The sequence below is a fragment of the Verrucosispora sp. WMMD573 genome (assembly GCF_027497175.1).
In the GTDB taxonomy this organism is placed as follows: domain Bacteria; phylum Actinomycetota; class Actinomycetes; order Mycobacteriales; family Micromonosporaceae; genus Micromonospora.
On record NZ_CP114901.1, the window covers coordinates 4,064,175 to 4,088,923 of the forward strand.

General features: G+C 69.4%; 27 protein-coding genes and 1 riboswitch. Of the genes, 16 read left to right on the forward strand and 11 right to left on the reverse strand.

Going from position 1 to position 24,749, the window contains the following annotated elements:
- Positions 1-156: 156 nt before the first annotated feature.
- On the reverse strand, positions 157-1,620 hold the full coding sequence (locus tag O7601_RS18435) for an endo-1,4-beta-xylanase (protein WP_281562345.1): 1,464 nt from the start codon (positions 1,618-1,620) through the stop codon (positions 157-159).
- A gap of 241 nt (positions 1,621-1,861) precedes the next feature.
- Between O7601_RS18435 and O7601_RS18440 the strand changes: the two genes are divergently transcribed.
- Complete coding sequence (locus tag O7601_RS18440) at positions 1,862-2,308, forward strand: NUDIX domain-containing protein (protein ID WP_281562346.1); 447 nt, start codon at positions 1,862-1,864, stop codon at positions 2,306-2,308.
- Positions 2,309-2,331: 23 nt separating this feature from the next.
- Here O7601_RS18440 and O7601_RS18445 read toward each other — a convergent pair whose 3' ends face one another.
- The gene (locus O7601_RS18445; RefSeq protein ID WP_281562347.1) at positions 2,332-3,159 is read right to left on the reverse strand and encodes an RNA methyltransferase; all 828 of its coding nucleotides are present in this window, start codon (positions 3,157-3,159) and stop codon (positions 2,332-2,334) included.
- A gap of 311 nt (positions 3,160-3,470) precedes the next feature.
- Here O7601_RS18445 and O7601_RS18450 point away from each other — a divergent pair, with 311 nt between their 5' ends.
- A complete protein-coding gene (locus tag O7601_RS18450) occupies positions 3,471-4,310 on the forward strand; it encodes an SAM-dependent methyltransferase (RefSeq protein ID WP_281562348.1) in 840 nt (279 codons plus the stop codon).
- 72 nt (positions 4,311-4,382) lie between these two features.
- Complete coding sequence (locus O7601_RS18455; protein ID WP_281562349.1) at positions 4,383-4,739, forward strand: hypothetical protein; 357 nt, start codon at positions 4,383-4,385, stop codon at positions 4,737-4,739.
- Here O7601_RS18455 and O7601_RS18460 read toward each other — a convergent pair.
- Positions 4,697-5,305 carry a TetR/AcrR family transcriptional regulator gene (locus tag O7601_RS18460; RefSeq protein ID WP_281562350.1) on the reverse strand — a complete coding sequence of 203 codons (609 nt, stop codon included), beginning with the start codon at positions 5,303-5,305 and terminating at the stop codon, positions 4,697-4,699. The genes O7601_RS18455 and O7601_RS18460 overlap by 43 nt on opposite strands.
- A 110-nt stretch (positions 5,306-5,415) precedes the next feature.
- Here O7601_RS18460 and O7601_RS18465 point away from each other — a divergent pair, with 110 nt between their 5' ends.
- From O7601_RS18465 to O7601_RS18490, 6 genes are all read left to right on the forward strand, one after another.
- A complete protein-coding gene (locus O7601_RS18465; protein WP_281562351.1) occupies positions 5,416-5,976 on the forward strand; it encodes a hypothetical protein in 561 nt (186 codons plus the stop codon).
- Between the two features lies 1 nt (position 5,977).
- The gene (locus tag O7601_RS18470) at positions 5,978-7,399 is read left to right on the forward strand and encodes an NAD(P)/FAD-dependent oxidoreductase (RefSeq protein ID WP_281562352.1); all 1,422 of its coding nucleotides are present in this window, start codon (positions 5,978-5,980) and stop codon (positions 7,397-7,399) included.
- Between the two features lie 110 nt (positions 7,400-7,509).
- A riboswitch (cobalamin riboswitch) is annotated at positions 7,510-7,721 on the forward strand.
- A 113-nt stretch (positions 7,722-7,834) separates the two neighbouring features.
- Positions 7,835-10,072, forward strand: coding sequence for a 5-methyltetrahydropteroyltriglutamate--homocysteine S-methyltransferase (gene metE, locus O7601_RS18475; protein ID WP_281562353.1), 2,238 nt, complete (start codon positions 7,835-7,837; stop codon positions 10,070-10,072).
- 227 nt (positions 10,073-10,299) lie between these two features.
- The gene (locus tag O7601_RS18480) at positions 10,300-11,142 is read left to right on the forward strand and encodes an SDR family NAD(P)-dependent oxidoreductase (protein WP_281562354.1); all 843 of its coding nucleotides are present in this window, start codon (positions 10,300-10,302) and stop codon (positions 11,140-11,142) included.
- Between the two features lie 56 nt (positions 11,143-11,198).
- Positions 11,199-11,741, forward strand: coding sequence for a DUF6817 domain-containing protein (locus O7601_RS18485; RefSeq protein ID WP_281562355.1), 543 nt, complete (start codon positions 11,199-11,201; stop codon positions 11,739-11,741).
- Positions 11,742-11,930: 189 nt separating this feature from the next.
- Positions 11,931-12,350 (forward strand): (4Fe-4S)-binding protein, encoded by a 420-nt coding sequence (locus tag O7601_RS18490; protein WP_281562356.1) that lies wholly within the window; start codon positions 11,931-11,933, stop codon positions 12,348-12,350.
- 14 nt (positions 12,351-12,364) lie between these two features.
- Here O7601_RS18490 and O7601_RS18495 read toward each other — a convergent pair whose 3' ends face one another.
- Positions 12,365-13,168: a hypothetical protein gene (locus tag O7601_RS18495; protein ID WP_281562357.1), complete on the reverse strand. Its 804-nt coding sequence runs from the start codon at positions 13,166-13,168 to the stop codon at positions 12,365-12,367.
- A gap of 444 nt (positions 13,169-13,612) precedes the next feature.
- Between O7601_RS18495 and O7601_RS18500 the strand changes: the two genes are divergently transcribed.
- Entirely contained in the window at positions 13,613-14,083 is a 471-nt protein-coding gene (locus O7601_RS18500) for a hypothetical protein (RefSeq protein WP_281562358.1), read from the forward strand.
- Here O7601_RS18500 and O7601_RS18505 read toward each other — a convergent pair.
- A complete protein-coding gene (locus O7601_RS18505; protein ID WP_281562359.1) occupies positions 14,049-15,002 on the reverse strand; it encodes a LysR family transcriptional regulator in 954 nt (317 codons plus the stop codon). The genes O7601_RS18500 and O7601_RS18505 overlap by 35 nt on opposite strands.
- A 250-nt stretch (positions 15,003-15,252) precedes the next feature.
- Between O7601_RS18505 and O7601_RS18510 the strand changes: the two genes are divergently transcribed.
- The gene (locus O7601_RS18510) at positions 15,253-15,963 is read left to right on the forward strand and encodes a ThuA domain-containing protein (protein WP_281562360.1); all 711 of its coding nucleotides are present in this window, start codon (positions 15,253-15,255) and stop codon (positions 15,961-15,963) included.
- Positions 15,933-17,051: a Gfo/Idh/MocA family oxidoreductase gene (locus O7601_RS18515; protein ID WP_281562361.1), complete on the forward strand. Its 1,119-nt coding sequence runs from the start codon at positions 15,933-15,935 to the stop codon at positions 17,049-17,051. The genes O7601_RS18510 and O7601_RS18515 overlap by 31 nt, the downstream gene beginning before the upstream one ends.
- Positions 17,052-17,163: 112 nt before the next feature.
- Here the strand turns inward: O7601_RS18515 and O7601_RS18520 are convergent, their stop codons facing one another.
- Positions 17,164-17,931, reverse strand: coding sequence for a helix-turn-helix transcriptional regulator (locus tag O7601_RS18520; RefSeq protein WP_281562362.1), 768 nt, complete (start codon positions 17,929-17,931; stop codon positions 17,164-17,166).
- Positions 17,932-17,945: 14 nt separating this feature from the next.
- Between O7601_RS18520 and O7601_RS18525 the strand changes: the two genes are divergently transcribed.
- Positions 17,946-18,401, forward strand: coding sequence for a nuclear transport factor 2 family protein (locus O7601_RS18525; RefSeq protein ID WP_281562363.1), 456 nt, complete (start codon positions 17,946-17,948; stop codon positions 18,399-18,401).
- Between the two features lie 188 nt (positions 18,402-18,589).
- On the opposite strand, the gene O7601_RS18530 is transcribed toward O7601_RS18525, so the two are convergent.
- On the reverse strand, positions 18,590-19,807 hold the full coding sequence (locus O7601_RS18530; RefSeq protein ID WP_281562364.1) for a MalY/PatB family protein: 1,218 nt from the start codon (positions 19,805-19,807) through the stop codon (positions 18,590-18,592).
- A gap of 6 nt (positions 19,808-19,813) precedes the next feature.
- On the reverse strand, positions 19,814-20,611 hold the full coding sequence (locus O7601_RS18535; RefSeq protein WP_281562365.1) for an SAM-dependent methyltransferase: 798 nt from the start codon (positions 20,609-20,611) through the stop codon (positions 19,814-19,816).
- A 105-nt stretch (positions 20,612-20,716) separates the two neighbouring features.
- Here O7601_RS18535 and O7601_RS18540 point away from each other — a divergent pair, with 105 nt between their 5' ends.
- Entirely contained in the window at positions 20,717-21,319 is a 603-nt protein-coding gene (locus O7601_RS18540) for a hypothetical protein (protein WP_281562366.1), read from the forward strand.
- A gap of 179 nt (positions 21,320-21,498) precedes the next feature.
- On the opposite strand, the gene O7601_RS18545 is transcribed toward O7601_RS18540, so the two are convergent.
- On the reverse strand, positions 21,499-22,374 hold the full coding sequence (locus O7601_RS18545; RefSeq protein ID WP_281562367.1) for a phosphohydrolase: 876 nt from the start codon (positions 22,372-22,374) through the stop codon (positions 21,499-21,501).
- A 240-nt stretch (positions 22,375-22,614) separates the two neighbouring features.
- Between O7601_RS18545 and O7601_RS18550 the strand changes: the two genes are divergently transcribed.
- Positions 22,615-23,610 (forward strand): DUF559 domain-containing protein, encoded by a 996-nt coding sequence (locus tag O7601_RS18550; RefSeq protein ID WP_281562368.1) that lies wholly within the window; start codon positions 22,615-22,617, stop codon positions 23,608-23,610.
- On the opposite strand, the gene O7601_RS18555 is transcribed toward O7601_RS18550, so the two are convergent.
- Positions 23,575-23,889, reverse strand: a complete 315-nt coding sequence (locus O7601_RS18555; protein ID WP_281562369.1) for a hypothetical protein — start codon at positions 23,887-23,889, stop codon at positions 23,575-23,577. The genes O7601_RS18550 and O7601_RS18555 overlap by 36 nt on opposite strands.
- Positions 23,886-24,164 (reverse strand): DivIVA domain-containing protein, encoded by a 279-nt coding sequence (locus tag O7601_RS18560; protein WP_281562370.1) that lies wholly within the window; start codon positions 24,162-24,164, stop codon positions 23,886-23,888. Before O7601_RS18560 ends, O7601_RS18555 begins: the two co-directional genes overlap by 4 nt.
- A 303-nt stretch (positions 24,165-24,467) precedes the next feature.
- Here O7601_RS18560 and O7601_RS18565 point away from each other — a divergent pair, with 303 nt between their 5' ends.
- Positions 24,468-24,707 carry a winged helix-turn-helix domain-containing protein gene (locus O7601_RS18565; protein ID WP_281562371.1) on the forward strand — a complete coding sequence of 80 codons (240 nt, stop codon included), beginning with the start codon at positions 24,468-24,470 and terminating at the stop codon, positions 24,705-24,707.
- Positions 24,708-24,749: the final 42 nt, after the last annotated feature.

Consider the following 24,749-nt stretch of genomic DNA (forward strand, 5'->3'; position numbering starts at 1 on the left):
CAGGTCGGACGCGACGCCCCGCCGACCGCGCCCGGATCGTCTCGTGGGCGCTTGCGGGTCGCGCTCCCGCACGCCATCGCGGCGCGCCTCGGAGCGTCAACACCGCCTCGCCTGTGCTGGACGGCCGGCACGGCGGCCGTCCAGCACAGGTGGCGCTCAGGCGGCGGCGCACACCGGGGTCAGGCCGGTGGCGGTTCCGACGCCCTGGAAGCCGAACTCGGTGGATTGTCCGGCGTTCACCGAGCCGTTGTAGCTGACGTTGCTGAACTGCACGGTGCCGCTGCTGCCGCTGCGGTTGGCGTTCCAGGTGTTGGTGACGGTGGCCCCGGAGGGCAGGGTGAGTTGGACGCTCCATCCGCTGATCGGCGCGGTGCCGGCGGTGACCCGGACGGTGGCGACGAAGCCACCGGTCCAGGAGTTCAGCGAGACCGTCGCGGAGCACCCCGTGGCCGGCGGCGGCGTGGTCGGTGGCGGCGGGGTGGTCGGCGGCGGTGGTGTGGTCGGGTCGACCGGTGGCGTGGTCGGCGGGACGGACGGCGTCACCGGCGGCGTGGTCGACGGCGGGGTGGGGTTCCGGCCCTTGTTCAGCTCGTCGAGAACCGCGTGGTAAGCGGCCTTCTTCTGGTAGTTCCCGTTGCCGCCGGTGAACAGCAGGCCCCGCTCCGAGGAGCGCCACGACTCGCTGTCGGAGATGCCCCAGACGGTGATGCCGGTGCACCGTTCGACGTTGAGGCAGGCCCGTACGACCTTGCGGTAGTTCTCCGCCTGGCCCGCTCCGATGTCGTTGTTGCTCAGGTCGTCGTCGATGTCCAGCTCGGTGATGTGCACTTCGACGCCAAGGTCGGCGAAGCGCTGGATGTTTGCCTGTATGTCGTTGGTGATGATGCTGTTCGGGTTGTCGTTGAAGTGCGCCTGGAACCCGACGCAGTCGATGTACTGGCGGTAGTTGCGAACGATGTCGTACAGCGCGTTGGCTTTGCGGTTCGGGGTACCGCCCTGGACCGTCAGGCCATCGACGTCGTAGTCGTTGATGCAGAGCTTGGTGGTCAGCCCACCGGCCTGCACGACCTGCTTGGCCCGGATGAACGAGTCCCGGATGACGTCGGTGTCGCCGGCGTCGAAGAAGTCACCGTCGCCGTTGGCGTCCCGGTTCATGGTGTGCGGCCACTGGTTACGCCGCCGGCCGGTGTTGTTGTCCTCCAGCGCCTCGTTGACGACGTCCCAGTACGCGATCCTGCTGCCCCAGCGGTTGATGGCGTTGCCGATGAAGGTGTTCAGCGTGGCCTGGCTGGCCCCCTGCAACGCGCCGGCCTGCGAGTGCCAGACCAGCGTGTGGCCACGTACCAGCATGTTATTGCTCTGGGCGTGGTTGACCAAGGTGTCCGCGCCGCTGGTGTTCTGCAGCCCGCCGCTGGAGGTGGCGATCCGGTCCGGCTTCATGTCGTTCTCAGGCGTCAGTTGGCTGAACTCCTGACCGACGATCGGATAGAGCCGGTTGGGTGAGGCGGCGACGCCGAAGAACAGCCCGGCCTTGGCGGCTGCGGCCCGCAGCGTGGTCTCGGCCGCAGCGGCCGGGGCGCTGGACTGGACCGCGACAGCGCTGCCTATCAGCAACAACACCGCCGTCGGCAACGCTGTTCGAGCACCTCTCCTGCGCTGTCTCGGGTCACTGTTCACGGGATCTCCTTGGCACCGGTAACCGATCGATGCGTGTGCATGCAATCGAAGGGTCAGTGTCGATACCTGCCCGTCGCACTGTCAACAACTTCCGGAAATTCTCCGGAAACGTCGTCGGGTACCGGGCCGACGGAAGTGGGCGGCTGGCCCCGGGCCCTGCGCCGGATGGACGTAGGGTCCGGGGGTGCCGACTGAGCCTTTCCGGGTGGCCGCCGCCGTGTACGGCATTCTCCGTGACCGGGGCCGGGTGCTACTGATCCGCCGTGCGACGACCGGCTACCGGGACGGCCAGCTCAGTCTGCCGGCCGGACATCTTGACGGAGGTGAGGATGCGGTCACGGGCCTCGTACGCGAGCTGCGGGAGGAACTCGGGATCGCCGCCGAGCCGCACAGCTGCCGTCTTGCGTTGCTCATGCACTCCGCGCCGGAACGCTCCGACGACAATGAATACTTCCATCTGTTCTTCGAGGTGGATCGCTGGACCGGCGAGCCGTTCATCGCGGAGCCCGGCAAATGTAGTGAGCTGCTCTGGGTGACGGCATCGGCACTGCCGCCGGACATCGCCGACTATGTGGCAGCGGCGTTGGCGGCGATCGGCCGAGGCGAAAGTCTGCTGTTGCGGGGATGGTGACGTCCACGTTGACCCGGCTTGTGCTATCGCCGGGCGGCGGCCCGCTGGCGTGCCGATTCGTACAGCACGACAGTCGCGGCGGTCGCCGCGTTCAGGGAGCTGGCGGACCCCAGCATGGGGATGCGGACGAGTTCGTCGCATGCCACGCGCCAGCCGGAGCTGAGACCGGTGGTCTCGTTGCCGATCAACGCCAGGGTGGGCCGGGTGAAGTCGTACTCGGCGGCGTCCAGCATGCCTCGCTCGTCGGTCCCCACGATGTTCATGCCGATGCCCTCGGCGCGGACGGCAGCGACCCAGGAAAGAACGGCCTGGTGGGAGGGCACCCGGACCACGGGCAGGGCGAACAGTGAGCCGGTGCTCGCCCGGACCGCCTTCGGGTCGTACACGTCGGCGGCGTGGCCGGTGACGATGACGCCGCCGGCACCGAAGGCGTCCGCCGACCGAATGAGGGTTCCGATGTTGCCGGGGCTGGTGGGCCGATCGAACACGACGGTGAGCATGGTCGGACCGACCGGGATCCGGCATAGGTCGTCCGCCGGCAGCGCGACCACGGCCAGCAGCTCAGGAACCGTGTCCGCCTTACCTCCGAGCTCGTGCATCAGGTCACGTGAGACGGCGAACGTCTCGGCCCGGACCGTGTCCAGGGTCTCGCGTGCCCAGCCGGACAGGTGAGTTCCGGTGTCGTAGAGCAACTCCCGGATCTGCCAGCCCTGTGCGACGGCCATCGTGATCGGGCGTACGCCCTGCACGAGGAACTCGCCGCGTCGCTGCCGCTTAGTCCGATTGCCGAGGAGAGCTCTCCACTGCTGGAACCGCGCGTTGCGGCCACTCACTCGCAGCACCACTGCCAACCTCGCCGCCCTCGACATTGTCCACCCATGTCTACGCCACACTTGCACCGGCGGGTCCCCGTCTGGCCCCAGACTCAACCACCTCGCCCGGACCTGGTTCGGCCCGGCATCTCACCACGCACGACGGCCGCGCGTCGGATCGTGGCCGCAAGGTCGGACACGCCGGTCTCCGCCAAATTGGCGTGGTCCCTGCTCGCGCGGCCGGTCTGGTGGGAGCGATACCAGCGGGGCGAGAATCCGCACCGTCCGATCGCTACACTTCCCACCACGGTCCGCCGCCGCCACAGAACCGGCGCGGCGATCAGATTCGGATGGAGATGGCATTGACCCGCGACGAGGCCGCACCCGCCGGAATCGACCTCACCGTGCCCAGCGTGGCTCGGGTATACGACTACTTCCTCGGCGGCAAGGACAACTTCGAAGTCGACCGGAAAGTCGCCGAACACGCCCTACGAATCACCCCCGACGGCCCCGCCGCCGGCCAAGCGAACCGAGCCTTCCTCCGCCGGGTGATCCGATTCCTCGCCACCAACGCCGGCATCGACCAGTTCCTCGACCTCGGATCAGGGCTACCCACCCAAGGCAACGTCCACGAAGTCGCCGCCGAACACAACCCGAACGCCCGCGTGGTCTACGTGGACAACGACCCGATCGTCCTGACCCACGGACGGGCGCTACTCGCCTCCGAAGGCCGCGCCACAGTGATCCAGGCCGACATCCGGCAAACCCAGAACATCCTCAGCCACCCCGACGTCCACCAATTCCTCGACTTCAACCGACCCATCGGGCTGCTACTCTTCGCGATCCTGCACCACCTCGGCGACCACGAACAACCACAAGCCGTGTCAGCCGAACTGATCGACGCACTACCACCACGCAGCTACGTGGCCATCTCACACTTCCGCGACCCCGGCGAACGCGACCCCGAAGGCTCCCGCAAAGCCCGCGAAGTCGAACGCGTCTTCAACGAATCACTCGGCACCGGCCGCTGGCGCACCGACGAAGAAATCCTCTCCTTCACCAACGGACTGACGCTGCTGGAGCCGGGGCTGGTGCCGCTGGCCGAATGGCGTCCGGATCCGGACACGCCCGCGCCGAAGCAGACCGACACCTACCACACCTTCGTCGGACTACTCGCCCACAAACCGTAGACGCGGCTGGACGAGGTAGCCGTCCGCCGTCCCAGCCTCTCCTGTTGGTGATCAACGGATCTACTCGGGGGAGTGATCTCCGTCGGCATCCGGCTCGCGGTGGTGGAGCCCCGTATCGTGGCCGCCGGTCTCTTCGCCGGGAGTTTCGTGCCGCGCCTCATCGTCGAGCAGGCCCGGCAGGTCACCATCCCGCTGCACGTGCTGTTGCAATGGGACGACGAAGGGAACGACCGACAGGCGGCCCTGGAACTGTTCGACGCCTTCGGCTCCAAAGAGAAGACGCTGCACGCCAACATGGGCGGACACACGGGCGTTCCCTGGTACGCGGGGGAGGACGCGGCCGGGTTCTTCGCCCGGCACCTGCGCCTCGGTGGCCGCGACACCCTTCAGTCGATAGATCCGGTCGATCGTCGATCGGCACGGGTCTGAAGGAGGTCGTCGACGCCGTGCAGGAATGTCTCGGACACCAGCGCGGGGTCGAAGAGGCAGCCGGCTGCCATGGCGCCGTCGCGGAGCATGACGAAACGGCGCGCGGCGGGGTCCGCCGTGTCCGGGTGCACCTGCGTCATCAGCTTGCTGAGCGTGTCCAGGAACCATTGCCGGTGGGCGATGATCTCCCGGCGCACGGGATGTTCCGTGTCGGGATACTCGGCTGCCGCGTTCAGGAAGGCGCAGCCACGGAAGCCGGGGGCCTGGATGTTCTGGGCGATGGAGCCGGCAATGGCCAGGAGTGGGCCGACAGGTGATGAATTGTCGGCGATGGCCGCGTCGACAGTGCCGCGCTCCATCTCATGGATCTCACGCAGGTAGGCGAGGATGAGGTCGTCCTTGCTCGGGAAGTGCCGGTAGAAGGTCGCCCGGGTCACCTTCGCCTCGGCGATGATCCGATCCACGCCGACGGAGTGGATGCCCTCCGAGTAGAAGATCCTGGTCGCCGTGGCGAGCAGCCGGAGGCGCGCCTCAGAGGGCCGAGTGTCGGGTTTGCCGCGCGTCATACCCACCACTTTAGCGAACAGAACGTTCGGTCTTGACGACCCGGGGCAGTCCTGGCATGCTTTAGAGACAGAACGTTCGTTCTCCCGCCTCTCCATTGAAAGGGTCACCCGTGACCACAATCGCTGCTTCGCCCGGACTCTCCGAGGCTGCCTCCGCGCTGCGGCGGCTGTACTTCATCCGTTTCGCGTTCGCCATCGTGTGGGCGGGCGTGACGATCGCCGCCGCCCAGGAGATCGGTCCGCTCGCGGTGGCGCTGTTCGTGCTCTACCCGCTGTTCGACGTGGGCGCGGCCATCTACGATCTTCGTTCGTCAAGGGCCACCGGCTCGCCGACCCTGCTGTACGTGAACATCGCGGTGAGCCTCATCGCGGCGGTCGGAGTGGGCGTCGCAGGCGCGTCCGGTGTTCCCGCTGTCCTGCGGGTCTGGGGTGCCTGGGCGATCGTCGCCGGTCTGGTCCAGTTGGTCGTTGGTGTCACCCGTCGGCGGATGGGCGGCCAGTGGCCGATGATCATCAGCGGCGGCATCTCGGTTCTGGCTGGTGGGTCCTTCATCGTCGCAGCCGCCGCGGATGACCCGTCATTGATCAATGCGGCTGGCTACGCCATTCCCGGCGCCATCTTCTTCCTCATCGCGGCCATCCGCCTCGGCCGTACCGCGAAGGACAGCTGAGATGACCACACTCGAGTACGACGTCGTGGTGATCGGTGCCGGTCCGGTCGGGGAGAACGTTGCCGACCGGATCGTGCGGGGCGGGCTGACCGCCGCCATTGTCGAGCGGGAGTTGGTCGGCGGCGAGTGCTCCTACTGGGCCTGCATGCCGACCAAGGCGTTGCTGCGCAGCGCGTCCGCGTTGCGGGCGGCTCGCCAACTGCCGGGTGCGCGGGAGGCGGTGACGGGAGACCTGGACGCGGCCGCAGTGCTCGGCCGGCGCGACGTCTTCGCGTCGCATTGGCGGGACGACGGTCAGGTTTCCTGGCTGGCGTCGGCCGGTGTCGCGCTACACCGTGGTCAGGGGCGGATCAGTTCCGCCCGCGTTGTCGAGGTGACCGGCGTCGACGGTGTAACGACGACGCTGATCGCGCGGCACGCCGTGGTCGTGGCGACCGGCAGCAGCGCCCTGTTGCCGGATATTCCGGGTCTGCGCGAGGCGGCGCCGTGGTCCAGCCGCGAGGCCGCCTCGGCCGGGTCGGTTCCCCGTCGGCTCGCCATCATCGGTGGTGGCGTCGTGGCAGCCGAGATGGCGACCGCGTACGCCGCCCTGGGGTCTGTGGTGACGGTGCTGGCCCGCGACGGCCTGTTGCCGTCGGCGGAGCCGTTCGCCGGTGAACTGGTCACCGAGTCGTTGCGCGAGGCCGGTGTGTCCGTACGCCTCGGCGCGGAGGCCGTTTCCGTCGACCGCGACGATCGCGGAGTCGTCCACGTCGCAACTGTCGACGGCGAGCGGATCGAGGCAGACGAGGTGCTGGTGGCGGTCGGTCGTACGCCGAACACCCAGGACATCGGCCTCGACCGGGTGGGACTGGCGCCGGGTGCCTGGCTCACGGTCGACGACACCTTGCGCGTGGTCGGCGGCGGCGAGTGGCTGTATGCGGCGGGTGATGTGAACCGGCGGGTGCTGCTGACCCATCAGGGCAAGTACCAGGCGCGCGCGGTGGGCGACGTGATCGTGGCCCGGGCGAAGGGTCTGAAGGTCGAGGACGGCCGGTGGGGCCGGCACACCGCGACGGCCGATGAGCGGGCGGTGCCGCAGGTGGTGTTCACCGACCCGGAGATCGCGTCGGTGGGCTTGACCGCGGCTGTGGCCGAGGCCGCCGGGCTGCGGATCCGGGTCGTGGACTACGACCTGGGGGCCGTCGCCGGTGCCGCGCTGCACGCTGATGGCTATCAGGGGCACGCCCGGATGGTCGTCGACGAGGACCGGAAGGTGATCGTCGGCTGCACCCTCGCCGGTCCGGACGTCGCGGAACTGATCCACGCCGCGACGATCGCCATCGTCGGCGAGGTTCCGCTGGACCGACTGTGGCACGCGGTGCCGGCGTACCCGACGGTCAGCGAGGTCTGGTTGCGGCTGTTGGAGACGTACGGCCGCTGACGGCACGCCGCCTCCGACGGCTCGCAGCCGCCGGACGCGGTCACCGGTGCTCGGCCTGCTCGTCGTCCCGCAGGCCGGGCACTCCGGACCCACCCGGCGGCGTGGCCCGTACGATGGCTGGCGGTGCTGGTACGTCCCGCCCGGGTGGGCGGGGCGTCGTAAGAGGGAACCCGGTGTGAATCCGGGACTGCCCCGCAGCGGTGAGTGGGAACGACCGCCGTCAACAAAGCACTGGACCGTGAGGTCTGGGAAGCGACGGCCAGTAGGCGACCTGGTGTCATGCCCGCGAGTCCGAAGACCTGCCAGTGCTGCGCACGCCGCCGGTGTGCGCCGCCGGCGGCCTCGCGGGAGGGCCAGGGCGGAAGCCGGTACCTGAGGCGTACCCGTCTTCCACCCTCCCGTGTCCGCCGGGCACTTCGAGGGAAGGAACCCCTGGTGAGTACCGCATTCGGGCAGAGCACCGTGCTCGGCTATCCACGCATCGGCGCCAATCGTGAACTCAAGAAGGCTGTCGAGGCGTACTGGGCCGGCAGCATCGACGCCGAGGCGCTGGCGAACATCGCCGCCGGCCTGCGGGTGCAGGCGTGGCGGACGCTCCGCGATGCCCGTCTCGACGCGATCCCGTCGAACACCTTCTCCTACTACGACCAGATGCTCGACACGGCGGTCGCTGTCGGCGCGGTTCCGACCCGGTTCAGCCGGCTCGGCCTGTCCGCGCTGGACACCTACTTCGCCATGGCCCGCGGCGTCGACGCCGAGCCGGCGCTGGAGCTGACGAAGTGGTTCGACACCAACTACCACTACCTGGTGCCGGAGATCGCCCCGGACACCGTCTTCGCCGCCGACCCGGCGAAGGCGCTGGACGAGTACGCCGAGGCACGCGACCTGGGCATCACCACCCGGCCGGTGTTCGTCGGACCAGCCACCTTCCTGCTGCTGGCGAAGGGAAACGATCCGTTCGCCCGCCTCGACGACCTGGTCCAGACGTACGCCCGGATTCTCGCCGCTCTGGCGGACGCGGGTGTCGACTGGGTGCAACTGGACGAGCCTGCCTACGTCGTCGACCGTAGCTCCGCGGAGATCGATGCCCTCCGTCGCGCCTACACCCGACTCGGTGAACTCGCACACCGACCACGGATCTTCGTGGCGACCTACTTCGGTGATCTCGGCGATGCGCTTCCGGCGCTGCTGGACACTCCGGTCGAAGCCGTCGGCGTGGATCTGGTCGCCGGACCGGGCAACCTGCACCGGCTCGCCGCCGCCGGCCCGCTGGGCGGCAGGACCATCGTCGCCGGCCTGGTCGACGGCCGTAACATCTGGCGTACCGACCTGCGGGCCGCCGTGACGGCCGGCGCGACGGTCGCCGGGCTCGCCGATCACGTCGCCGTCTCCTCGTCCTGTTCGCTGCTGCACGTGCCGGTCGACGTGTCCGCCGAGACGCACCTCGACCCCCGGCTGTCCGAGCGGTTGGCGTTCGCCCGACAGAAGGTCGACGAGATCGTCGTGCTCGGCCGCGCGCTGCGCGACGGCACCACCGCGCTACCCGCGCCGTTGCCGCCCACCCCGGCAGCCTGGCGCCACGACGACGTGCGCGGCCGACTGGCCGCGCTGCGCCGCACCGACCGGCAGCGTGGTGAGTACCCCAACCGGGCCACCCGCCAGCAGGAAAGACTGGGGCTGCCGGAGTTGCCGACGACCACGATCGGGTCGTTCCCGCAGACCGCCGAACTGCGCAAGGCCCGTGCCGCGCACCGGGCCGGCAGCCTCGACGACGCCGGCTACGCGTCCCGGATGCGCACGGAGGTGGAGCAGGTCATCCGGTTGCAGGAACGGCTGAGTCTGGACGTGCTCGTGCACGGGGAACCGGAACGCAACGACATGGTGCAGTACTTCGGCGAGCAACTCGACGGCTTCGCCGCCACGCGGCACGGCTGGGTGCAGTCCTACGGCTCCCGCTGCGTACGCCCGCCGATCATCTACGGCGACGTGTCCCGCAAGGCTCCGATGACCGTCGAGTGGTCCACCTACGCGCAGTCGCTGACCAGCAAGCCGGTCAAGGGCATGCTCACCGGCCCGGTCACCATCCTGGCCTGGTCGTTCGTCCGTACCGATCAGCCCCTCGCGGACACCGCCGACCAGGTGGCGCTGGCCCTGCGTGACGAGTGCCGCGACCTGGAGTCCGCCGGAATCCGGGTCATCCAGGTCGATGAGCCGGCGCTACGGGAGACGCTGCCGCTGCGCAAGGCCGACCAGAAGGCGTACCTGGACTGGGCCGTCGGAGCGTTTCGGCTGGCCACCTGCGGCGTTGCCGACGACACCCAGATCCACACGCACCTGTGCTACTCGGAATTCGGTGAGGTGATCCACGCCATCGACGCTCTCGACGCCGACGTCACCAGCATTGAGGCGTCACGGTCCAAGATGGAGGTCCTCGACGACCTGGCCGCGATCGGCTACGGCCGGGGTGTCGGACCCGGGGTGTGGGACATCCATTCGCCCCGGGTGCCGTCGCGCGACGAGGTGATCGAGGCACTGCGCCGGGCGGTCGCGGCCGTGCCGGCCCGCCGGTTGTGGGTGAATCCGGACTGCGGCCTCAAGACGCGCGACTATCCGGAGGTGGAGGCGTCCCTGCGGCACCTGGTCGCCGCCGCCGCCGAGGTACGCGGGAACTGATCGCACCGAGCCGGGCGGTACCGACCACACACCGCCGCCCGGCTCGTGGTCGGGTCGCCAGGTGTTCTGGCTGAGTTGGCCGTTGGGGCCGATGCCCCGAGCACGCGCTGCTGACCGCCGATATCGCAGACCCGGCCGCACCACCTTTCACCCGGCCCGCCGACGGTGGCGTTCGTGCTGTTGGTTTTCTACGATGGGCCATCGTCCCATTCGGGGAGATGGATGCCATGGGTGACCGGATCTTGGCAGGCAAGACCGTCGTGATCACCGGGGCCAGTGCGGGTATCGGCGCCGAGGCCGCCCGCCGGTTGGCGTGTCTGGGGGCGTCCGTGGTGGTGGTGGGCCGGTCGCCCGAGAAGACCGCCGCCGTCGCGCGCCAGGTGGGCGCCGAGCCGCTGGTGGCCGACTTCACCCGGCTGTCGGACGTACGCCGGCTCGCCGACACGCTCCTGAGTCGATACCCCCGGATCGACGTGCTGGCCAACAATGCCGGCGTCGTGCTGACCAGGCGGAGTCGTACCGAGGACGGTCATGATGTGATGTTCCAGGTCAACTACCTGGCCCCGTTCCTGCTCACCAACCTGCTGTTGGGCCGGTTGACCGCCGGCGGGCGGGCGCGCGTCATCACCACCTCCAGCAAGGGCCACCGGTTCGGCAGCGTCGATCTCGACGATCTCGAAGGTGCCGGCAAACGGTCCGAGCTGCTGCGGTACGGGATGACGAAGCGGCAGAACATCCTGTTCACCCGCGAGTTGGCCCGTCGTACCCGGGGCAGCGGGCTGACCGCGATGGCGTTCCACCCGGGGGTGATCGCCGCCACCGACATCAACCGGGAGGCCCCGCTGGTCGCTGCGCTGGTCCGGTACCGCCTGCTGGGCGGTCTGTCCACCCTCGCTGAGGGCGCCGAACCGCTGGTTCACCTGGCCACGATCCCTGATCCGGAGGCGGTCAACGGTGGTTACTTCCACCGTCTCAGACCGGACGGGCCGGTCCACCGGCAGGCCACGGACGACCAGTTGGCCACCCGACTGTGGGAGCGGACGACCGAGCTGCTCGGTGCGCCTGTGTGACGAACCGCCCTCGCTGACGGGCCGCCGGCCGGACGCGGCTTACGTAAGGTCGGGCCATGAGCGTGGATTCCGAGGTGCGGCGCTGGCTGCGGCAGCGCGGGGCCGAGACCATCGCGCACCCCGGCGGCACTCTCTACGCCCATCTGTGCCGGGTCCACTACCGCCTCGCCGACCTGAGATGTGTGGTCGACGCGCAGCTGGCCGGTCTCGCGCATGCCGCCTACGGCACGGACGGCTTCGATGTGACGCTGCTCGACCGGGCCGATCGAGCCACACTCCGCAACCTCATCGGTGATGACGCCGAGGCACTCGTCTACCTGTACGGGGCCTGCGACCGAAGGCGGACCTGGCGGCAGCTGGCGGAGACCGGTGTGGTCGTCGACCGGTTCACCAACCAGACCTGGCACCTGGAACCCGACCAGAGACAACCGTTCGTGGACCTCACCATCGTCAACGAACTGGATGTCGTGGAGCAGAATCCGGCCACTGCGGCCAGGTACGGCGACTACTTCCGCTCGCTGTTCGCGGCCTGGGCTCCGATCGCTTCCCCCCAGGTCACCGGCGAGGCGCGGCGGCTCCTCGGTGTCGCTCGGCCTTAGTCGCGCTGACTCTCCAGGTGGGCACGGACGCGATCGGAGATGTTGGCGAGCAGGTCGAGTTCCTCCTGACTGAGTGCGTCGATGAACAGTCGGCAGACATGTTCGACATGCACGGGTGCCGCGTCTTCGATCAAGGCTACCGCAGAGTCAGCGACTGAGCAGCCCGGTACGGCAGCGACGGAGGTCGGTATGAGCAGCGAAACGACGAAGGCGTACGAGGGGCGGTCGATCACGGTCACCTTCGAGGCCCGGCGTTGCCTGCACGCCGCCGAGTGCGTCCGCGGCCTGCCGGCGGTCTTCGACCCGGGTCAGCGCCCGTGGATCCGGCCCGACGGCGCCGAGGGCGAGCGCCTGGCCGAGGTGGTGCGGCGGTGTCCCTCCGGAGCGTTGCAGTACGAATTCGCAAACGGTGGTGCGGAGGCCCCGGACCGGCCGACGCAGATCAGGCGCGACTCCACCGGACAGTTGATCGTGCGCGGTGAGTTGAGAGTGGACACGCCGCAAGGCATGCGGGCGGAGACCAGGGCAGTTCTGTGCGGGTGCGGGCGGAGCCAACGGCAGCCGTACTGCGATCACGGCGGGCCCTGCGGGCAGACCCGGCTGGGCTGACCCGAAATCCGCGCTCAGATTCCGAAGCCGCCGGTGCCGGCGAGGCCGGTGCCCCCGGCCCGCCACGGCTTCTCGTTCTGCTGGAGCCGGTACTGCCAATTCCCGGCGAACCGGTGCCACCACACCTCGAATCCTTCTTCACCGAGCAACTCCACGGCCTTCGCCACGGCATCGGGCTCCCACCGGAACGCGGTGATCCCCTTCTGCCGAGTGATCGCAGAGATGAGCTGTTCGGCGGTCGACCCGCCCGAGGTGGCCGCGTGCACATGAGCGATGTCGCCCTTGCGCACGTACCTCCAGAGCGGCTTGCCGATGATTGCCGCGATGGCCCTCTCCCGTGCCGCGATCGGGGCGTACACCTCGTCGACCAATCGCGAGGCGGCCTCCCGTACCGGCGCGTAGGCGTTGTCGGCGGCTTCGAGCGCCGCGCTGTGCCGGGCCCGTGCCCGCTCGGCGGCGGCCTTGCGTCGGAACCACGGCGGATGATCCCGGGCCGCGTGCCGGTCGCGCTCGGCCGCCTGTATCGCGGTCAGGTAGCTCTCCGCCGCGACCCGCCACTGCGCGGCCGTGGCCGGTTCGAGATCCACCGACAGGAACGACCAGTCCCGCTCGGCGGGGCGCAGGCCGAACCGGTCGGCCAGATCGCGGTCGACGAAGTAGCGGTGCCGGGAATCGTCATCCACCCACACCACGGTCAACACCGCGACCGGCTCGTCGTTCCAGCGGATAGCCGTCGTCCTGCCCTCCCGGTGGACGATCATGTCGCCGCTTGGCAGCGGAAGCCGGAAACGGTAGAGGATGACCCGGGTCGTCTCCATCGTCTCAGTGTGCGCCGCGTCAGCCACGATCGAGCGCGACGCGGAGCCGGGGAAGTCGGACCAGCGCGGGCGGGGTTGCTCCTCGACGGCACGCTGCGGCGGCTCGGCCTCGACCGCACCTCATCCTGGTGTAGCACCGCTGCCCGATCCGCTGGCGAGAGCGGCGTCGATACGAGGCGTTGCCATGCGCTGAGGTTATGGCTCTCCCTACCAAGTCGCAGTGGTGCTCATAGCTGTGCCCGCTCAGACTCATCTCCGTGGACAGCGTCCGCTGGCCGGCATCGAGCGGCTCGATGCCACCGCGAAGACCAGATCGTCGATGCGGGTGAGTTCCTGAAGACGATTCGGCGGCATGACCTGCCCGTGCACGAGCAACCCGTCGCCTCTGCCGATCGAGCTGGCGGCAGGCCGGATTCCGGCCACGTCCGAAGGATGTGAGCGTTGATGCAACGAGTTTCAGCGGACCGGCGCGGAACCGCCATCGCCTGGACCACAGTGGTATTCCTGGTGACGTTCATCCACCACCTGTACGGGGGGCTCCGGTTCGACAGCCCGCAGCGGACGGTCCTGGCTGTCGTGTTCAGCGTCGTGTTCACCGTCACGTATCTGGCATACCGCCTCGGATCGACGATGCGGTGGGCTCGCGCGATCTTCTGGTTCCTGGTCTACGCCTTCTGGGTGGCGGCGGTCGGCCTTTTCGAGGGCGGGTTCAATCACGCCCTGTTCGTCGTGCTGCGGCTGCTGGACGCGTACGCCCTCATCAACGACCTTTACCCCGTGCACAGCGATGCGCGCATCTCCGACGACGTGCTGTTCCAGAGCACCGGAGTGCTGACCCTGGTCACCGCGGTGTTGCTGGCGGTGGCACCCGCCTGGGTCGTCACGCGTCGACGGGCTGCCGGCAGATCGCGGTGAGGATCTCGATCATCGCGGTCGCCGCCGGCGACCGGAACGGTGGGGTGGCCGCCGCGGCATACAGCCGGCGGGTCGGTAGGACGGGAACGGTGGGGCGCAGGACGATGTCCGGCCGTAGCGCGGCCTGGGTCAGCGTCGGCACGAGCATCACACCGGCCCGCGCGGCGACGAGTGCCTGCTTGCCGTTCCAGTCGTCGCAGAAGAACGCGATCTGTGGGGGGCCGCCCAACGCCTCGGCGATCGGCGGGATCGGACCGAGGCAGTCCGGGTAGGCGCCCTCGATCCACCGCTCGTCCTTCAGCTTCCGCAACGGCACCCGATTGCGTTGCGCCAACGGGTGGTCGGCCGGAAGGGCGACGTGAAGCCGTTCGTCGCAGAGCGGCACCAGGTCGAGACCGTCCAGCGCCTCGTCGGTGAGTCGCGACCCGGACAGGTCGTGTTTGGCGCTGACCGGGTCGGCGAACAGCTGCCACGAGGTCAGCAGGGCCACGTCGATGCGGCCGTCCCGGATGGCCGCCAGCGGACCCGCCTCGTCCGGGCGGACAAGGTTCACCGCGACGCCCGGGTGGGACTCGGCGAAGCGACGAATGGCTTCCGGAGTGAGCCGGGCGTTGGCGCTCGGAAAGGCCGACACGTTGAGCTGCCCGCCGGTCAGGCTGGTGAAGGCGCGCAACCGGGCTTCCAGGGCGTCGGTCCGCACCAGGATGTCGCGGGCCAGCTCGACGGCGGTCTGCCCAGCCTGGGTGAGCCGTACGCCGCGCGGAAGCCGACGGAACAGTGGCACGCCGACGCGCCGTTCCAAGCCGCTGATCTGCCGTGAGACGGCTGGTTGCGTCATGGACAGTGCCTCGGCCGCGGCGGAGAACGAACCCCGGCTGGCGACCTCCAGGAGCACCCGCAAGGTCCACGAGTCAATCATGCATGCAGCTTATATTCATGGTTCACGCTCAGACCGCACGCTGGGCGTTGCCAGCAACCGGAAACAGCGGGCGCAGGCTCGGAGTGGAACCATTACTCCGGTGCATGGCAGGTAGGTCCGGACTGCGGTGCCTCGGGTGGAGGGCTGAGTCTGGCTGTCGACGCGGGTACGGTTGGCGGCGGTCGGATGTGCAGGCGTGACCCGGGCGGCAGCGGTGTGGCCCGGTGCGGCGGGCCGGAACGGAGTGGATGTGACGCGGCGGAAAGCCCTTGTGGTCCGAGGCGGTTGGGAGGGCCACCGGCCGGTCGAGGCGACAGAGCTGTTCATCCCGTTCCTCGAACGCAGCGGATACGCGGTACGGGTGGAGGGGTCGACCGAGATCTACGCCGACGCCGCCGAGCTGGCCGACACCGACCTCATCGTGCAGTGCATGACGATGTCGCAGATCACTGCCGAGCAGGTGGCGGGCCTGGCCGCAGCGGTCGTCGCCGGCACGGGTTTCACCGGCTGGCACGGTGGCATCGTCGACTCGTTCCGCGCCTGTTCGGACTACCTGCACCTGGTGGGCGGCCAGTTCGCCACCCATCCGGGGGTCCAGCCGTGCGACCGTGGCGGCGGCGAGGCGGACAACTTCCTGCCCCACGCGGTCACCATCACCGACATGGGCCGGGAGCATCCGATCACCGCCGGGATCGAGGACTTCGACCTGGTCACCGAGCAGTACTGGGTCCTGCACGACGACCTGATCGACGTCCTGGCCACCACCACCCACCCGACCCGGGAGTGGCACCCGTGGCACCGGCCGGTCACCTCACCGGCGATCTGGACCCGACACTGGGGCGCCGGGCGGGTCGTGGTGACGACTCCGGGACACAGCCTCGACGTGCTGGAGCACGGATGCGTCCGTACCGTCATCGAGAGGGGGATGGTGTGGGCGACCCGCACGGCGTCGGCATCGTAGGTCTCGGGGTCATCTCCCGCGCGTACCTGAACACGCTGGCCGATCATCCGACCGTGCGCGTGGTCGCGGTGGCCGACCTGGACGCGGCCCGGGCCGACGCCGCCGCCGCCACGATTCCCGGCGCGGAGGCGGTAAGCGTCGAGCGGCTGCTCCACCACCCCGACGTGGAAACGGTGCTCAACCTGACGATTCCGGCGGCGCACGCCGAGATCTCCGGCGCGGCGATCGACGCCGGCCGGCACGTCTACGTCGAGAAGCCGCTCACCGTCACCTTGCCGGAGGGCCGGTCGCTCATGAGCCGGGCGGCGTCATCCGGCGTCCGCGTCGGATGCGCGCCGGACACCGTTCTGGGCACCGGTACGCAGACCGCCCGAGCGGCTATCGATGGTGGCCTGATCGGCCGCCCGTTCTCCGCATCGGCCGTCATGGTCACCCCGGGACACGAGCGCTGGCACCCCAACCCCGACTTCTACTACGCCCCGGGCGGCGGCCCACTCATGGACATGGGGCCGTACTACATCTCCGCGCTGGTGCACCTGCTCGGGCCGGTTCGCGCGGTGATCGGAGCGGCCAGCCGGCTGCGGGACACCCGGGTCATCGGCTCGGGCCCCCGCCTCGGGCAGCGGATCCCGGTCGAGGTCCCGACCCACGTGAGCGGTGTGCTGGAACACGCGGATGGCGCCCTGAGCACCCTCACGACCACCTTCGACGGTGTCGCCACGACGGCCGTGCCGATCGAGGTACAGGGGGAGGAGGGCACCCTCGCCGTACCCGATCCGAACAACTTCGACGGCGAGGTCCGCCACCTCGCGCTCGGCGGCCCCGAGTGGCGCACCCTCGAACCGCAGGCCGGCTACGTCGCCGCCGCCCGGGGGGTCGGCCTGATCGACCTGGTCCGGGCCGACGAGACGCGTCCGCCACGGGCCAGCGCCGACGTGGGGCTGCACGTACTCGACATCATGACCAGCCTGCTCCGGTCGGCCGCCGAGGGTCGGCGGATCGAGCTGACGACGGCGGTCGAACGCCCTGCGCCCGTCCCGCTCACCCCGGTCGAGGACTGGCTGTCCGCCGTCGCGCCGGAGGGCTGAGTACGGCGGGGCACCGTAAGGGTTTCGGTGGCCGAGTCGCGAGCTTCATCGTCGGATCTGATCGATACAGGCTGTCGGCCCGCGAGATGGAGGCCGCGCGTGCCGCCGCACGCTACTCGGTGAAGTAGGTGGCGCTCTCCGCGTCTGCGGGGTAGTAGGACTCGATCGCGACCTCGTCGATGGTGATGTCCCTCGGGGTGCCGAATGTGGTGATGGTGGAGAACAGTCGCAGCTCTCGTCCGCCGACGTTGAGGATCATCGGGAGCACGACGTCGGCGTCGATCCGTTCGTCTGTCGTGTCGTCGGGCTCGGGCGCCAGGAGTTCTTCGTAGAGTGCGGTGAGGTCAGGGTCGGGAGCGGCGGCGAGTTGGCGTGCGATCCGAGTACGGAACACCGCGCGTACGTCGGCGAGGTTGACCACCAGGCGGGCGAGCCCGCGTGGATGCAGTCCCAGCCGTACCAGGTTGACCGGTGGTCGCAGCAGGTCGGGGGCTACCTGTGCGAAGAACGGGTCGACGGCGCGATTGGTCATCACGATGTTCCATCGACGGTCGAAGACCACCGCTGGGTACGGCTCGTGGGCGTGGAGCACCCGGCGGATCGCGTCGTGGGCGGCCGTCAGCGCACTGTCGTCGAGTGGACGTTCGGTGTAGCGGGGTGCGAAGCCGCCGGCGAGCAGGAGGTGGTTGCGCTCGCGTAGCGGCACGTGAAGTTCAGTGGCGAGCCGGAGGATCATGTCGGCGCTCGGTCTGGATCTGCCCGTCTCGACCAGGCTGACGTGACGGGCAGAGACGTCGGTGGCGATAGCGAGATCGAGTTGGCTGAGTCCTCGGCGGTGTCGCCACTGTCGCAGGAGTTGCCCGACCGTGTGCACGATCATGGAGCGTACTCGTCGTGGAGTTGGACGCCATGAAATGCGATGTCATCGACAGGCCACGCGGATGCGGAAACACTGCGTCCATGACCACGGAGAACAAGACCATCGTCCAACGGGCCCTGGCAGGGCTGATCGCGACGGGTGACGTCAACGCGCTCGCCCAGTCGCTGAGTGATGACTTCGTGCACCATCGGCCGGGTTCGATCACCTCGACCAAGGGGGAGTGGCTCGCCGCCGTCGGTGCCGCGCTGGTGCCGCTCGCCGATATGCAGGTCCAGATTCACCAGGTGCTGGCCGACGGCGATCACGTCGTGGTGTACTCGCGGCGCTGGCTTGCGGACGCCGGGCCGGAGATCGCGGTCGTCGACATCTGGCGGATCGACGACGGGCTGATCGCCGAAGGGTGGGAAATCATCGAGCCGGTCGCCCAGGTTGCCGCGAATCTGGTGTGGTGGGCACCTGCTCGGCGCTGACCGGGTACCCGCCGCCGTGCGGTTCGACGCGTACCGACGGCGCGAGCTTGAGCCGCACGACTTGGCAGCGCCGAGCACGGGTGGCGGCCCACCCCCGAGGGCCGGGAGGCTTCGTACGGCAACTGCCAGGGCTGTACCCAGATGCTCTGCTGTGTGAAGGGTTCTTAGCCTGACCCGTTCGGGGTCGGTCAGCCGCGTGGCGTGTGGTGTTCGGTGACGGCCCGTCCCATCCGGGTCACCGCCTCGGTCAGGATGTCCGGCGAGGTGGCGAAGTTGAGGCGTACGAAGCCGGCTCCGCCGGTGCCGAAGACATGCCCGGAGCTGAGGGCGACCCCTGCACGGTCGAGGAACAGCCGTGCCGGCCCGGCGATGCCGGTAACCACGCCCGGCTCGTCGCCGACCGGGCCGCTGTCGATTTCAAGCGCGGTGCAGTCCAACCAGGCGAGGTAGGTGCCCTCGGGACGGTGGTACCGGATGGTCGGCGTGTGCCGGGCCAGCAACACCCCCAGCAACTCGCGGTTGTGGTCGAGCCCGGCCAGCAGACGGTCCAGCCACTCGCCGCCGTCGCGGAAGGCGGCGGTGTGCGCGATGACGCCCAGGTGGCTCGGCCCGTGGCCGACCTCCTCCGGCATCCGCCGCAGGTCGGCGACGGCGTGCGGGCCCGCCACCACCAGCGCCGACTTCAGCCCGGACAGGTTCCACGCCTTGGAGGCGGACAGCACGGCCAGGGCGTCCTCGGCGCCGGGCACCGTGAGGTACGGCGTGAACCGCGCCCCGGACAGCACCAGCGGGGCGTGGATCTCGTCGGAGACCACCCGCACCCCGTACCGGTTGGCAAGGTCGGCGACCGCTTCGAGTTCGTCAGGGCGGTGCACCACGCCTGTCGGGTTGTGCGGGTTGCACAGCAGGAACACCGCTCGCCGGCCGTCCGCGCGGGCCCGGCGGAACGCCTCACCCAGCGCCGACAGGTCCATCCGCTGGTCCGCGCCGAGCGGCGCCTCGATCACTCGCCGGTCGGCGTGTGTGACGAAGGCGTAGAACGGCGGGTAGACCGGTGCGCAGAGCACGACCGCGTCGCCGGGAGCGGTCAGCAGCCGGAGTACCTCGACGATGCCGAGCATTACGTCCGGGACCAGGGCAGTGCGGTCGACCGGCAGGTTGGACCATCCCCACCGGCGGGCCGCGAAGTCGCCGAGCGCCTCGGCGTAACCCGTGCCGTAGGCGTATCCGGTGTCACCGCGCTCGACCGCGTCGTGCAGCGCCTCGGCGACGGGCGCGGCCAACGGCACGTCCATCTCGGCCACCCACAGGGGCAGCACGTCATCGGCGTACTGGCGCCACTTGACGCTGGTGCGTCGGCGCAGTTCGGCCAGGGAGAACTGGGCCAGCGGATTCACGGTCGTCACGACCGATCAGGGCTTGCGAGCGACCGCGCCGTACGCATCGATCGCCTCGGCGTCCGGCTCGTCCGGACGCCACAGCGGGATCGGCACCAGCCCCGGCGCCACCATCGTCAGCCCCTCGAAACAGCTCGCCAGTTGCTCCGGGCTGCGCAGGATGTACGGCACACCACCGCTCTGCGCGAGCCGGTTGGCACCGGCGACCACCGACGGGCTGGTGTCGGTGCCGTCCCACAACACCAGGTGGCTGCCGGAGGCGGTCGCGTCCATCACCCGCGAGACGAGGGAGCGCACCACGTCCAGGTCCGGCTCGTAGCCCATCACGCCCATGAACATGACCGCGATGGGCTTGTCGAGATCCAGTGTCCGGGACGCCTCGGCAACAATCGTCTCGGGGTCGTGGTAGTCCGCCGGCACGTAGGTGGTGACCCCCTCGGCGGTCGTACTGGACAGCAGTGCCCGGGCGTGCACCAGCACCATCGGGTCGTTGTCCACGTAGACGATGCGTGCCTCGGGTGCGACCTGCTGGGCCACTTCGTGAGTGTTCTGCATGGTGGGCAGGCCGGTGCCGATGTCCAGGAACTGCCGGATGCCCGCCTCCGCGGCCAGATGACGCACGACCCGAATGAGGAACTGGCGCGACTGCTGCGCCATCAGCACGATCTCCGGGTAGACCTCGGCCACCGCGTCAGCGGCCGTCCGGTCGGCGTGGAAGTTGTCCTTACCACCCATCCAGTAGTTCCAGATCCGCGCGGCGTGCGGCACGTCGGGCTCAAGCTTCGCGAGGACGTCGTGATCCGGGCTGGCCATGCCGGCTCCTATCCGAGGAGGGCCTAGATCATCGCATCGTACCCATCGCAGTTCCACTGTCGACGGGTGGACGATGGCTGTCGGCTGCTGCCAGGCTGTCCGGCCATGGACGGTATCGCTGCGCAGCTACCCGCACTACTCGGTGTGCTGGTCGGCGCGGTCGGCACGATCGTCGCCACCTCGCTGGCCGACCGGTCGCGGTGGCGACGTAACCAGACGGTGCGTTGGGACGAGCGCCGGCTCGACGCGTACGCCGAGTTCGCCCGCGCGCTCAAGGAGGCGCACACCATCGCCAGCCGGCTGATCGGTGGCTACCTGGATCGGGACGCCGAACTCGCCGCGCTGGCGGAGGCCGACTTCCGGCACACCCTGTCCTGGGAGAACGTGCTGCTGCTCGGCGACGGGCCGACGGTAACTGCGGCTCGGGCCTGGCGAGACTCGGTCTGGGCTGTCGAGCGCCTCGCTCGGGACGGGCCGAACCGGGACGATGCTTGGGACGGGTCGAACCGGGACGATGCTTGGGACGGGTCGAACCGGGACGAACTGCCGGGCCTTTTGCACCAGGCCAACGAGGCGAGGGACGCGTTCTACACCGCCGCCCGGAACGGGCTCGGGGTCGGCGGCGGGTCGGTGGCCCAGGCCGAGTTGCTGGTGAGCAGGCTCAACCTGCCAACCGCCCCACCCGCAGGTGCCTCCGCCGACCGATGACAGCCGGCGGCTTGATGGTGTGAGGTGGCGCCGCTGCCTCAAGTGGAGGTTGGCGGCGTTGCTCCAGCCGAGGTGCGCCGCGTGCTGTCGAGTCGATGGCGCGAACGGGTCAGCGGCGCGACCGGGATCGCGGCCCTGCTCGGGCGGCGTGTGCGGCGGTGCGGCGAGTACGGCGTTGCTCAGGATGGGTGGGCGGGCTGGTCGAGGATGGCGCTGAACCGCTGCTCGGCCAGATCGAGCTGGTCCAGGATGTGTCGCTTCACCGGCTCGGACAGGGGAGTGTCGGCACGGGTGACGAGATCGCGGTACACCGGCACCAGAGGGCGGTACTTGCGGGCCGACGACTCGACCTTGGGACCGACAGAATGGATCACTCCGACACCGTTGTCCGTGAAGTCGGAGACCTTGATGACCCGCGCCCAGGGTTCCCGCTCAAGACTGGCGGCCACATGCTCCCGGTACTGCTCGTACCGGTCGCGCCCGGGCTCCCACGGCGGGTTGGTGACCGCCGCGACCAGCCGCGCCACCCGCGCCCCGAACCGCTCGGCCAGCACCCCCAACGCCGCCTCGGTCGGATCCTCAACGTCGTCCCCACCGACACCCAGCCTCCCGCCGCTGTTCGGCTCCCCGCCGCTCCCGGGCTCCCCGCCGCTCCCGGGCTCCCCGCCGCTCCCGGGCTCCCCGCCGCTCCCGGGCTCCCCGCCGCTCCCGGGCTCCCCGCCGCTCCCGGGCTCCCCGCCGTCGACCAGCTCGGCCGGATGGTCCTCGACGGCGTCGTGCAGCAGCCCGGCGACGATCACGTCGACGTCGCGTACCTGGTAGTGGTGCAGCATCCGGATCGCCACCCGGAGCAGATGATTGACGTACGGCTCCCGGGACCGCCGATCATCGCGATGCAGCCACCCGGCCAGCTCAAGCGCCTCGTCGAGCCGCTGCCGCTCCTCGGCCCCGAACCCCTCGATCTCCAGCCGGAACCGCTCCCGCAGCCCGGCCTCGCCGTGCATCTCGGTGATCGCGTGCATCGGCATCGTGGCCAGATACGGCGGCAACTCCATCCGTCCCTTATATCGGACCACCCCCACCTCCGCCGTCCTCACCGATTGCTCGACTTGGACGTGGCAGTGCGGCTGCTCAACACGCCGACATGTGAACAGCCGCACTGCCACGATCACGCAAGACGTCGTCCTCGTAGCAGATGGCGGCGGAGTGTGGGGGTTATCCACAGTGGGGTCCCTGTCCACAGGAGGCGGGATCCGGGGCTGTCGGTCGGTGCTGAGGGTGGCACGGTCACCGACGTGGATGCGGTGTTGGCGGAGCTGGTGAGGCGCGGGCACGGCCTGGTGACGCGATCTCTCGTCGAGCAGGTCGTGCCGGAGTGGACCCTGCAACGCTCGTGCACCAACGGCGAGCTGGTGCGGGTCCTGCCCGAGGTGTTCGCGGCAGCACACCTAATGAGGGATCAGCGGGTTCTGAAGGACCCGAGCGTCGCGCCGCTCAGCCGGATCGACCCGGCCCTCTGCCGCCGTGCGGTCGCCGCCTGGATGCGAGGCCGCGGCGTGCTCAGCCACCTCACTGCCCTCGACGTGTGGGGGCTGCGCCGGCAACTGCCCGGAGACCTGCTGCACGTGAGCGCACCGGCGCGCAGCGGCCTGCGGAGCTGGCCCGGAGTGCAGGTCCACAGGCGTCGTCACCTCACTCTCGCCCCACCGTCGGTGGTGGTACGACAAGGGTCGCCGGTGACGACCATCGAGCGCGCCCTCGTCGACTCCTGGCCGATGCTCACGCCAGCCGAGCAACGCACACCAACAATTAGAGCGGTCAACGACCGGCTGACGACCCCAGGGCGGCTGCAAGCCGCGCTCGACGCCACAGCGCGGGTGGCTGGCCGAGCAGCGCTGGCTACGCTGTTGACCCGCCTCGCCGAGGGTTGCCGCAGCCCGCTGGAGATCTGGGGACACGAGCGGGTTTTCACTGGCCCCGGTATGCCGGCATTCCAGCGGCAGGTCCGAGTCCGGCTCGGCGGGCGCAACGTCTACCTCGATCTCTACGCCGAGCCGGAGCGCGTCAACGTCGAACTCGACGGCGCCACCACCCACGGTGATCCACGGCAGCGCGAGATCGACCTGCGGCGTGACGCACAACTGGCCACCCTCGGCATTCTGGTCGTCCGTTTCGCCCATCGGCGGCTCGTGCGCGAGCCGGAGGCGGTACGTCGGGAAACCCTCGCCATCCTCGCCAGCCGCCGACCCCACCAATCAGCAGGACGACACACCGGACTCTCGCCTCGGTGACGAGTGACCCCGGTCAGCACGGATCGCACCTCGAACACGTCCGCGCGAAGCGGCTACCGAGGCAGGGCGAAGGCCGGCGAGTTGGACGTAGACCTCACGTTTGGCGATGGCGTTGCCGCGCCCGTCGATGACGTACCCGGTCAGCCAGATCCAGCCGTCGTACGCGTGGCGCTCGCTGACCGAGACGACGCGCAGGGTCAGCGCCCGACCACCGGCGAACTGCACCGAGGCGCGACCGTCGATCCGGAGCAGGTCGCCAGGGGTGGGGCGCGCGGTCACCAGCGGCCCTGGTTCGGTGGTCTGCAGAGCCGGGCGTGCATCGACTGCCAGTCGCGCAAGGCCCGTTTGAGTCGCTCGTTCTCCTGGGCGACCGTACGGAACTGCCGGTGCAGCTCGGCCAACTCGTCGGCGACCGTGTCCTGGAACTCGCGTACCTGATCGGGGTCGACCCCACGGCGGCGCGGATCGAATGTGCGGGTGCGTACCTCGTGCGGGGTCAACCTGGTCGGGTGGCCGGTCCCGAGTGGCCGGCCACCTCGATACACCTGAGCCACGTGGATCCTCCGTATCAGGCCCGCGAAGGTGCGGTGCCGCTGAAAGGGCGGGCCGTGCGTGGCCGGCGTCCGCACGGCCCGCCCGCTCGGCCGCCGCAGCCCAGTTCGGCGGTACGACGACAGAGCCGCTTGTATGGGTCAGGGCGGGCACGAGCACCCGCCCCGACCAGGGTGATGAGCCGAACTCGTTGCCACGCGAGGAACGGCTCGGAGCCAACATAACCAGGGAACATATGGAAGTCAAAGGACGTTGTGTAGGTGTTTGAGCTGTGATCGAATTCGGGTTGCCACGCGAGGAGTGACATGCCCGAATCAGCCGAGTACCTCCGCATTGCGCAAGATGTGATCAACGATGTCAGGTCCGGGAGGCTCAAGCCCGGCGACCGGTTGCCTTCGCTCGCGCAGACCCGTGCCGACTATGGCGTCAGCTACGGCACCGTGCAGTTGGCCTACGTTCGGCTCGAAGCCCTGCGGGTGATTCGGCGGCAGCAGGGCAAGGGTGTCTTCGTGACCGATCCGAAGACCTGGATGCGGGAGCCCTGACTTCGAGGTCCGCGACACCGACCGTTCGGGGGTAGCGGGTAG